Genomic DNA, 9,773 nt, shown 5'->3' with positions numbered 1-9,773 from the left:
CGTTGGGTTTTTTGGGTAGCGTTTGGTTGTGATGGTGGGGGGGTGGCAACCGCATCGCGGCCGGGCGCGCGGGGGGGGCGGCCCGGCGCGCCCCCCGGCTCAGCGGCGGAACACCTCCAGCAGTTCCTCCGCGCGCTGCGTGCGGGTGATCCACACCTCGCGCCCGCGCCGCTCCCTGGTGATCAGCTGGGCGGCGCTCAACCGGTCGCAGTGGTACGTGATGCTGCTCGGCGCGACCTGCATGCCGGCCGCCAGCATGCTCATGGTCATGGGCTGCCCGATCGCGGCGAGCAGGTCCGCGCGCACCGGCCCGACCAGCGCCGACAAGTCGTCGAGCGCCGGCGCGACGGGCCGCTGCCACAGCGTCTCCGCTCCGGGCACCGGGTAGGCGATCCAGACGGCCTCGTCGTGGTCCAGGCTGACGATCACCGCGTCCTTGCCCGCCAGCATCGGCACCAGGACGATCCTGCGGTTGCCCAGCTCGAACGTGCTCGACTCCACGTCGGCGATGAGCAGCCCGCGCTCGCCGTACATGATGCGGCTGTTGAGGGCGCCGAGCAGCAGCTCGGGGCCGCCGCGGACGGCGGCGACGCCGACCCGCCGGACCTCCCTGTCCAGCAGCGCGCGGGCCCGCCTCCACACGGGCTCGGTGGTGTTCCAGACGGAGCCGAGGGCGGCGGTGTAGCCGTGCATCCAGCGGGCGGGCCGCTCGGCCGCCGAGCGCCAGTGCGCGGGCAGCGGTCCCTGGCCGAACGCCTGCTCCAGGTCCTTGATCAGGTTGTCGGGTGGAAGGTCGCGCAGGGCGCCGATCTGGGCCTGCACGGAGATGTCCCCGCCGATGGGGGTACGCGGCACGATGCTGTCGGGGACCACGGAGTAGCCGGGGGCGGCGAGTGGGCGTACCGCCTGGTGCCCCTGCGGGCTGACTCGTGAGCTGATCGCCTTGCGCCAGAGCTCCGGAAGGCCGCGGCGGCGGCCCGCGAGGGCGTCGGCGATCATGGCGAGCGCGGTCAGGTGAGGCGAGATCGAGATCGACAGCTGCGGCGCGGAGGTGATGCGCAGTTCGCTCCACATAGTGGTGCTGATTACGTCGGCTCCTTCAGATCGGAATCGATCGGATAACGATCTTCAATCTATCGCCGAGGCTTTCGTCCCACTTACAGCCTGGTTGCACGGTTACGATCACGGAGCGCTTCGCCTTGGGCACCCGGCGCGGCCTGCGACGACCGGGGTGCCGGTCGCCGCAGGAGCCGCGCTAAGGGGTCACCAGTCGCCGCCCTCGTCGTCGTCCCCCTCGAAGATCTCCTCGACGATCTCGCCCGCGACGAGGCCACCCACGACGCCCGCGGCACCGGCGGCGGCCACCGTGCCCCAGCCCGGACCGCCGCGGTGCTCGTCGTGGTGCCCACCGTGGTGCCCGCCGTGGTGGTGCGGGTCGTAGTGGCCGCCGTGGTGCGGGTCGTAGTGGCCGCCGTGGTGCGGGTCGTAGTGCCCGCCGTGGTGGGCCGGCCCGTACTGCGACAGGCCGTCCAGCCAGCGGCCCAGCTCCCCCGTCCAGTCGGTACGCAGCGCGTCGTCGTGGCTGACGTGGAAGCGGCCGATGGCGTCGTTCGACGAGAAGCGGCCGGCGCGCTTGTCCGCCTCCAGCACCACCTCGAGCCCCGCGGGGTCGGCCACGAACGTCACCTCGACCTCGCCCACCTGGCCGGCGTAGTGGCCGGTCGGGTAGAACTCGATCTCCTGGTAGAACGGCAGCTGCTGGTGCACCCCGTACAGGTGACCCGCCTCCAGGTCGGCCGACCTGAACCCGAACCCGAGCCCCAGGAACGCCTCCAGGATGCGGAGCTGCGACGGCAGCGGCTCGATCGCGATCATGTCGAGGTCGCCCTTGTCGACGGCCTTGGCGATGGCCAACTCCGTACGAACGCCGACCGCCATCCCGGTCAGCGGCTGCCCGCCGATCTCGCTGATCGGCGCCTCCCACGGCACCGGCAGCTCGAACCCGATGATGCGGTCCTCCCCCTTGCGCAGCGTAAACGGCCCGGAGACCCGCGAACTGGCGAACTCGCCGAGCCCGCCGTGCTCGCCGTCGCCGTGCTCGATCTCGACCCTCGCCACCAGGCCGAGGGTGACGTGCTCGATCTCGGCGTCGAAGTCGCCGCCCTTGAGCCGTACCTCTCCTCGCAGCGTGCCGCCCGGCTGGGTCCGCGGGGTGGACAGCACGGTGTCCACCGAGGGCGCGCCGACGCCGAACGCTCCCAGCATCCGTTTGAAGACCACGGCTCTGTTCTCCCTGTTGAAGATCGGGTTGGGTTGTCTGCCGCTGGCCACAACGATCAACGCCGTCCCTGGAGTTCCGGAGCCCCGCTTCCCTGGGCGCTTTGCCCCGCTTTACCCCAAAGCAACCCCTTTCGGAACGCGGAGGACGGACGATGGTCAGGGGGTGAGACCGCCGGAGGCGTGGACGCGGTCGCTGAAATTCTCCCGTCGGCCGCGGACACGTAGGAATTGAAACCCCCGCTCTGACGAGGACGACGCGTGAATGAAGAAGATGACCGATCCCGATTCGAGGCGGTCTACCGGCGAACTCACGAGCAGATCCTCGGCTACGCCGTACGGCGGTGCTCCTCTCCGGAGGACGCCGCCGACGTCGTGGCCGAGACCTACGTGATCGCCTGGCGGCGGATCGCCGAGCTCCCGGACGGCGAGTCCGGCAGGTTATGGCTGTACGGCGTGGCCCGGCGGGTCCTGGCCAACCACCGCCGGGGCGAGCGACGCCGCCTCACCCGGCACACCGAGCTCACGGAAGAGATCGAATATCTCTACGCCGCTCCTTCCCCCGAGAGCGGGCACGACGGCGTGGACGAGGCCATGAGCATGCTCTCCGACGCCGATCGCGAGCTGCTCGCCCTGGCCCTGTGGGAAGGGCTCGACCCCGGCGAGATCGCCCAGGTGCTGGACTGCTCCCGCAACGCCGCCCGCATCCGCCTGCACCGGGCCCGCAAACGCTTCGCCAAGGCGCTGGAGCAGGCCGGGCCGCCGGCCCGTTTCGCATCGCAACCGCTCGTCGAGAAGGAGGCACGGTGAACAACGACCAGATCTTCAGGAGCCGGGCGAGGGTGCTGGACGACGACCTGACCGGCCGGGCGTCCACCGCGGGGGCGGACGCGCTGCTGGCCCGGATCGTCACGCTGGAACCCGCACTGGAACCCGCACTGGAACCCGCTCCGGCCCGGCGCCGGTTCATGCCCTCCCCGCGCCGCGCCCTGCTCGGCCTGGCCGTGGCCGCCGCCCTGGCGGGAGCCGTCGTCGTCGGGCCGTCCCTGATCGGACGGTCCGAGCAGGTGTACGCCAGCCAGGCCGTGACGATCGACCGCGTCGGCGACGAGTACGCCTTCTACTTCACCGAAGGCGACCCCGATCCCGCCGAGCTGCAGAAGGCCTTCCACAAGGTCGGCCTGGACAACCTCACGGTGACGTTGTTCCCCGTTTCGCCGCGAATGCCGGCAGGCTCCGTCTTCGGATTCGAGAAGTCCGACCCCGACGCAATAGCGACGTTCGCCGGGGACAGCTGCCCTGAGCGGGTCGAAGACTGCATTACGGCCTTCCGTGTCACCGCGGACATCAAGGGGCCCGCGGAGGTCAGGCTGGGCCGCCCGGCGAAGCCCGGGGAGAAGTACGACTTCCCCGTCGACGCCAGTTGGCCGGGCGAGGCGCTGGCCGGGGTGAACCTCCGGGGACGCTCGGCGGCCGAGGCGGCAGGCGTCGTGCGCGAGCACCACCTGAAGGTGGCCTACGAGCTCGACTGGCCGCTGCCGAACGACGAAAAGGGCGTTCGTTTCGAGGCCGACGTGCCCGCCTCCCGCATCGATCCGGGCTGGCAGGTGGCGACGGCGGAGTCCTACAACGACGGCGTGATCGTCCTGCACGTGGTGCCGGGCCCGTCGGCCACCCCGCCTCCCGGATTCTGACCCGACCCGATGTCACACTCCGGTCGCCCGCTCACCTCTCAGGGGGCATGACACAGAACACGATCCTGGTGACCGGTGCGACCGGCGCCATCGGGCGCCCCCTGGTCGAGCTGCTTCTCGCCGAAGGCGCCGAGGTCCGGGCCGTCAGCCGCGCCCCGCACGGGGCACGGCTCCCGGCCGGGGCGCAGGTCGTCGAGGGCGACCCGGCCAGGCCGGGCACGCTGGCCCGGCACCTGGACGGCGTCACCGCCGTCTTCCTGCACTCGCGCGCCATCGGCGACGCGGCCGGCGAGCTGCTCTCCCTGGCCAAGGAGCGCGGCGCGACGCGCGTGGCCGCCCTGTCGGCGATGAACATCGACGACCCGCTCGACCAGCAGCCCTCCCGCTACCGCGGCGACCGGAACAAGGAGGCCGAGACCGCCGCCGCCGGCAGCGGGCTGAGCTGGACCAGCCTGCGGGCCGGATCGTTCGCGTCCAACGCGGTCAACTCCTGGGGCGCCCAGATCCGCGCCGGCGACACCGTCCGGTACGTGCACGCGTCGTTCCAGGAGGCGCCGCTCGACGACCGGGACCTGGTCGAGGTGGCCGCCCGCGCGCTGCTCACCGGCGACCTGGCCGGGCGCCGGGTCGAGCTGACCGGCCCGCGGTCGCTGACCCACGAGGAGATGGTGCGGGTCATCGGCGAGGCGATCGGCCGGCCGCTGCGCTTCCAGGAGATCCCGCCGGAGGCTGCCGAGCGGGCCATGGTCGGGAACGGCCTGCCGCAGCCGTTCGTACGGGCCCTCATGGACAGGTACGCCAGGGGCGGCTCCCGGCCCCATCCCGTGACGGAGGAGGTGACGAAGATCCTCGGCCGCCCCGCGCGGACGTTCGCCGAGTGGGCGCGGGACCACGCCGGTCTCTTCGTGGATAACAATTAGCTGTGAACCCCGCTCCCGATGTGCCCCTTTTTGGCCACCCATGGAACGCTACAGACGGTATACCAGTGGCGAGGATCAGGTGAGAACCGGGTGGCATCGACTAGCGGGGGATCGATCTTGCGGAGGCTCGGCAGAGCGAGCGTCTTAGCGGCCGTGACGGCACTGGCCATGACCGGCTGTTCCACCGCCGGGCCCGCGGAGAAGGGGACCACGGGCGCCCAGCAGGAGCAGCAGCAGCAGGCTCCCGCCACGTCCCAGCCGGCGCCCGAGGCGCCGCCGAAGGTGGACGACGGCTGGCCGCGCTGGGGCTTCACCCATACGGGTGTCAGCGCCAACAACATCACCCCCCAGTTCGAGCGCGACGTCGCCGGACGGCTCTCGCAGACCCCGATGCTGCAGAACCAGCACATCATGGGGTTCGGGGCGCTCAACCCCGAGCCCTACCCGGGGCAGTACTTCTGGGAGGACCTCGACAGCCGGATCAACCTGATGAGGGAGTCCGGCGGCGTCCCCGTCCTCACGCTCTGCTGCGCCCCCGACTGGATGAAGGGCGGCCCCCAGGGTCCCACCGAGGAGTCGGCCTGGAAGGAGCATCTGGAGGACGCCCCCTACCCCGAGCACTTCGACGACTTCGCCAAGCTGGCGGCGGCCGTGGCCACGCGGTACAAGGACGTCAAGTACTTCATGGTCTGGAACGAGTTCAAGGGCTTCTGGCGCGACCACTCCAAGCCCGCGGACTACAAGGGCTACACCGAGCTGTACAACAAGGTGTACGCCGCGGTGAAGCAGGCCCGGCCCGACGCCAAGGTCGGCGGCCCGTACCTCGGCTTCGACAGCAACGAGCGCGGCGACTCCGAGCTGCGCGGCGACTGGGGGGTCGTCAACCAGAACGTCCTGGACGCCTTCAACTACTGGTTCGAGAACAAGAAGGGCGCCGACTTCGTCGTGGTCGACGGCGCCTCGCCCACGGACGCGCACGAGCTGCTGCCCGACGAGTTCGGGGCGCTGGCGAAGTTCGGCGCGGTCACCAAGTGGTTGCGGGACAAGGTCGGCGACCTGCCGGTCTGGTGGTCGGAGTGGTACTTCGTGCCCGAGGACGGCACCACCTGGCCCGAGAACAAGCGGCTCGCGGTGCAGGCCGCCTCGATGATCGAGTTCGCGCGCAGCGGCGCCGCCACGGCCCTGTACTGGAACCCGCAGGCCAAGGACCGCGACTGCCGGCCGTGCCTGTGGGACACGCGCAGCGGCGCCGAGACGGACACCGGCCGGCTGCTGGCGAACTTCGTCAAGTGGTTCCCCGCCGGGGCCGAGCTGGACCAGGTCACCTCGTCGGACGCCAAGGTCAGGGTGCTGGCGCAGCCGCAGCAGCTGCTGCTGGTCAACACCGCGGACTCCGACGTGACCACGACCGTGGACGGCAAGGAGTACGCGCTCAAGGCGTACGAGATCAAGTGGACCGGCCGCTGAGGGTCGCAACCCCAGGGTAATCCCTGGGCCGTTCCCTGTGTCGCGGCGTGCCCCGCGGGCGGAGCCTGAGGGCATGGCCGCTGAGGGTGACATCGTCTCGGCCGAGGTCGAAGCGGCGCCCGGCCGGCAGCGCCAGGCGGCTGCCGCTCTGGCGCGGCTCGGCCTCAAGGTGCTCCACATCGGGACGACGATCAGCGTCAGCGCGCCCAGGGACGTGTGGGAGCGGGTGTTCGGCCTGCCTCAGCCGGCGGTGCCCGCCGAGCTGAGCGGAGACGTGGTCGCCGTGCACCGGGTGGAGCCGCCCGACTTCCACGCCCTCTGACGACCCGTCCACCGGTCTCATCTCGCAAAGGAGCGACATGACCACGATGACCGAGCGACGTGAGGACACCGTCTACTTCGAAGCGGCCCTGCGGCCGGAGAGCGGCGCCTCGATGTTCGCCGAATCCTCGGCGGCGCAGACCGCGAGCCTCGACCAGCTCAAACCGGCCCCCGGCCTCGCCGAGCGCACCGCGAACGCGCTGCAGGCCAAGGGCTTCACGGTACGGCACGTCGGCACGTACTCCATCAGCGGCGAGGGACCCCGGTCGCTGTGGGAGAGCACGTTCGGCACCCACGTCGAGGTGCGCCAGGCCGAGCTGACCGGCCGGCCGCCGGACGTGACCTCCACGACCGGCGCCCAGGTGTCCTATCTGTCGCACGTGAGCGGCGAGCCGTTCTCGATCCCGCCGGACCTGGAGCCGTACATCGAGCGGGCCTATCCGCAGGCCCCGCCGCGCTTCTTCGGGCCCTCCCCCATCCCGCCCCGCGTCGGCTACCACCACCTGCGGGTGCCCGACGACGTGGCGCTCCTCCTGCGCGCGCACCAGGTGCACGACCGCGGGGTGACGGGCCGCGGCGTGCTGGTCGCGATGCCCGACACGGGCTTCTACCGGCACCCCTTCTACGACCACCACGGCTACAACTACAACGCCACGCTCGCTCCCGACGCCACCGCGGTGCAGCACGACGAGTACGGGCACGGCACCGCCGAGGCCGCGAACATCTTCGCCAGCGCCCGCGACATCGACTTCGTCGGCGTCAAGATGGGGGCCAACCCCACGCTCGCCTTCAAGACGGCCTCCGACCTGTCGCCGGCGGTCATGACCAACAGCTGGGGCTTCCACCTGCCCGGCGTGGCCTCCCTGCCGAACGCGCTGCGCCCGCTGGAGCTGGCGGTCATCGAGGCGGTACGCGAGCGCGGCATCGTCGTCTGCTTCTCGGCGGGCAACGGCCACGTCGCCTTCCCGGCGATGATGCCGGACGTCATCGCGGTCGGCGGCGTCTTCGTGGACGAGACGATGGCCAGCGGCGAGTTCAGGATGGAGGCCTCCGACTACGCCAGCAGCTTCGACAGCCTCATCTACGCCGGGCGGCACGTGCCCGACGTGTGCGGCCTGGTCGGCAAGCAGCCGCGGGCCATCTACATCATGTTGCCCGTCGAGCCGGGCGACGAGATCGACACGAGCCTGGCCGGACCCGGCTACCCGAACAAGGACGGCACGGGCAAGGACGACGGCTGGGCCGTGATCAGCGGCACCAGCGCGGCCTCACCGCAGATCGCCGGGGTGTGCGCGCTGCTCAAGCAGGCGCAGCCGGGGCTGTCGCCGAGCCTGGTCAAGGCCGTGCTCAAGGCGTCGGCGCGGGACGTGGTCGACGGCAAGAGCGCGATGGGCGAGGTGGCCACCGACGGTTACGACGGGCCGACCGGGTCCGGGCTCGTGAACGCGGAGGCCGCGTACCGGCTGGCCCGCTCGGTCACGCCGCGCAACCTCCACACCCTCCCGCCGCCGCGCTGACGGCTATCCGGCGCTGCCCTCGCTCTGCCCTCGCAGCAGGGCGAGGGCCGCCTGCTTGGCCGTGGCGGCGGCGTCGCGCTCGCCGTGGTGGTCGGCCAGCACGGTGGCGCCCTCCACCAGCATCAGCAGCTGCCTGCCCAGGACCTCCGGCTGCCGGGCCCCGGCCCGGCGGGCGATGCCGGTCAGCAGGTCGAGGTGGCGGTCGAGGTGCCGGGCGGCGACGGTGCGCGGGACGCCGTCGTGCCACTGGGCGGACGCGTTGACGATCGCGCAGCCGCGGAAGGCGGGCTCGGCGTACCAGCCGGCGAGCGCGTCGAAGACCGCGGCGAGCTGAGCGGCCGGGTCGTCGCCGGCCGCCTCCGCGGCCTCGCGCAGCCAGCGTACGACGTGGTCGCTGCGGGCCTCGAGCACGGCCTCGACCAGCCCGTCCTTGGAGCCGAAGTGCCGGTAGAGGGTCTCCTTGGACGCGCCGACGGTCGCGCACAGCTCGGCCACGCCGATGCCGTCGAGGCCGCGCTCGTACAGCAGGCCGGTGGCGGCGCGCAGGATGGTCGCCCGGGTCTGGACGGGGTCGAGGGACGCGCCTTTGGGTACGGGCATGGGTCAGATGGTACCGGCCGGTTCCAAGTCTCTGCTAAGTTTCACGTCGAAACGACCGGTTCGATGACGTACGGAGACCCGCGTGACCGACGTGTACGACCCTCCCGCCACCCTCGAGCCGCCGGCCGGCACGCCCGCGGTCACGTTCGAGAGCGGCGGCCACCGGCTGCTCGGCGTCCTGCACCTCCCGGCCGGGCCCGGACCCCATCCGATCGTGGTGCTGCTGCACGGGTTCCCGGGCAACGAGCGCAACTTCGACCTGGCCCAGGCGCTGCGCCGGGCCGGCTACGCGGCGCTGGTCTTCCACTACCGGGGGTCGTGGGGCGTGGGCGGGACCTACTCATGGCGCCACGTACTGGAGGACGCGGCCCGCGTGGTGGAGTCGGTACGCCTGGACGCCCGGTTGGATCCGGCGCGGCTGGGCGTGGTGGGGCACAGCATGGGCGGGTTCGCGGCGTTGATGACGGCCGCCGCCGACCCCGCGGTCCGCGCGGTCGCCTCGGTGGCGGCGTTCGACGTGGGCGCGGGCGCGGCGGCCTGCCTGGCAGACCCGGCGGCGCGGACGGGGTACCTGCGGGACTGGGAGGGCGAGCTGCTGCCGCTCCAGGGCACCAGCGCCGCGGCACTGGTGGCCGAGATGGAGGCGGCGGGACAGGAGTGGAGCCTGGCGACGCTCGCGCCGCGCCTGGCCGACCGGCCCGTGCTGCTCGTCGGGACGGGACGCGACCCCGTCACGCCCGCCGAGACGCACCACCATCCGCTGGTCCGGGCCTACGAGGCGCATCCGGTGCCGCGGCTGGAGCACCACCTCTTCCCCACCGACCACGCCCTGTCCGATCACCGGCTGACCCTGGCCCGCACGGTCGTGGACTTCCTGGACCGCACGCTCCACTCTTGATGCCCTATGGTGAGGTTTCGGAAAAGATCTATACTTTTGTCCGAAACTCTCCCGGCACCCACCCTTCACCCCTCAGGAG

General features: G+C 71.7%; 10 protein-coding genes. 7 read left to right on the top strand and 3 right to left on the bottom strand.

What is annotated here, in order from left to right; translation table 11 throughout:
- Positions 1-99: 99 nt before the first annotated feature.
- Positions 100-1,074, bottom strand: coding sequence for a hypothetical protein (locus ABZX61_RS25255; RefSeq protein WP_355198155.1), 975 nt, complete (start codon positions 1,072-1,074; stop codon positions 100-102).
- A 189-nt stretch (positions 1,075-1,263) separates the two neighbouring features.
- Positions 1,264-2,280 (bottom strand): sporulation protein, encoded by a 1,017-nt coding sequence (locus ABZX61_RS25250; RefSeq protein ID WP_355198153.1) that lies wholly within the window; start codon positions 2,278-2,280, stop codon positions 1,264-1,266.
- Between the two features lie 258 nt (positions 2,281-2,538).
- Between ABZX61_RS25250 and ABZX61_RS25245 the strand changes: the two genes are divergently transcribed.
- The 6 genes from ABZX61_RS25245 (at position 2,539) to ABZX61_RS25220 (ending at position 8,196) form a co-directional block, all read left to right on the top strand.
- On the top strand, positions 2,539-3,087 hold the full coding sequence (locus ABZX61_RS25245) for an RNA polymerase sigma factor (protein WP_355198151.1): 549 nt from the start codon (positions 2,539-2,541) through the stop codon (positions 3,085-3,087).
- The gene (locus tag ABZX61_RS25240; RefSeq protein WP_355198150.1) at positions 3,084-3,971 is read left to right on the top strand and encodes a hypothetical protein; all 888 of its coding nucleotides are present in this window, start codon (positions 3,084-3,086) and stop codon (positions 3,969-3,971) included. Before ABZX61_RS25245 ends, ABZX61_RS25240 begins: the two co-directional genes overlap by 4 nt.
- A 47-nt stretch (positions 3,972-4,018) precedes the next feature.
- Positions 4,019-4,891, top strand: a complete 873-nt coding sequence (locus ABZX61_RS25235; RefSeq protein ID WP_355198148.1) for an NAD(P)H-binding protein — start codon at positions 4,019-4,021, stop codon at positions 4,889-4,891.
- A 153-nt stretch (positions 4,892-5,044) separates the two neighbouring features.
- Positions 5,045-6,358 carry a xylan 1,4-beta-xylosidase gene (locus tag ABZX61_RS25230; protein ID WP_355198146.1) on the top strand — a complete coding sequence of 438 codons (1,314 nt, stop codon included), beginning with the start codon at positions 5,045-5,047 and terminating at the stop codon, positions 6,356-6,358.
- 73 nt (positions 6,359-6,431) lie between these two features.
- The gene (locus ABZX61_RS25225) at positions 6,432-6,680 is read left to right on the top strand and encodes a hypothetical protein (protein ID WP_350726989.1); all 249 of its coding nucleotides are present in this window, start codon (positions 6,432-6,434) and stop codon (positions 6,678-6,680) included.
- A gap of 37 nt (positions 6,681-6,717) precedes the next feature.
- Complete coding sequence (locus ABZX61_RS25220) at positions 6,718-8,196, top strand: S8 family serine peptidase (RefSeq protein WP_355198144.1); 1,479 nt, start codon at positions 6,718-6,720, stop codon at positions 8,194-8,196.
- 3 nt (positions 8,197-8,199) lie between these two features.
- Here ABZX61_RS25220 and ABZX61_RS25215 read toward each other — a convergent pair whose 3' ends face one another.
- Entirely contained in the window at positions 8,200-8,796 is a 597-nt protein-coding gene (locus tag ABZX61_RS25215; RefSeq protein ID WP_355198142.1) for a TetR/AcrR family transcriptional regulator, read from the bottom strand.
- 82 nt (positions 8,797-8,878) lie between these two features.
- On the opposite strand from ABZX61_RS25215, the gene ABZX61_RS25210 reads away from it, so the two are divergent.
- The gene (locus ABZX61_RS25210; RefSeq protein ID WP_355198140.1) at positions 8,879-9,694 is read left to right on the top strand and encodes an alpha/beta fold hydrolase; all 816 of its coding nucleotides are present in this window, start codon (positions 8,879-8,881) and stop codon (positions 9,692-9,694) included.
- Positions 9,695-9,773: the final 79 nt, after the last annotated feature.

It is taken from the genome of Nonomuraea sp. NPDC003709, from assembly GCF_040610775.1.
In the GTDB taxonomy this organism is placed as follows: domain Bacteria; phylum Actinomycetota; class Actinomycetes; order Streptosporangiales; family Streptosporangiaceae; genus Nonomuraea; species Nonomuraea angiospora_A.
The sequence above is the reverse complement of the archived record's forward strand: the minus strand, read 5'-3'. Positions and strand labels throughout refer to the sequence as shown.

Coding starts and splice junctions, on each gene's coding strand:
- ABZX61_RS25220 (WP_355198144.1), top strand. CDS start 6,718: ATGACCACGATGACCGAGCGACGTGAGGACACCGTCTACTTCGAAGCG.
- ABZX61_RS25255 (WP_355198155.1), bottom strand. CDS start 1,074: ATGTGGAGCGAACTGCGCATCACCTCCGCGCCGCAGCTGTCGATCTCG.
- ABZX61_RS25215 (WP_355198142.1), bottom strand. CDS start 8,796: ATGCCCGTACCCAAAGGCGCGTCCCTCGACCCCGTCCAGACCCGGGCG.
- ABZX61_RS25225 (WP_350726989.1), top strand. CDS start 6,432: ATGGCCGCTGAGGGTGACATCGTCTCGGCCGAGGTCGAAGCGGCGCCC.
- ABZX61_RS25235 (WP_355198148.1), top strand. CDS start 4,019: ATGACACAGAACACGATCCTGGTGACCGGTGCGACCGGCGCCATCGGG.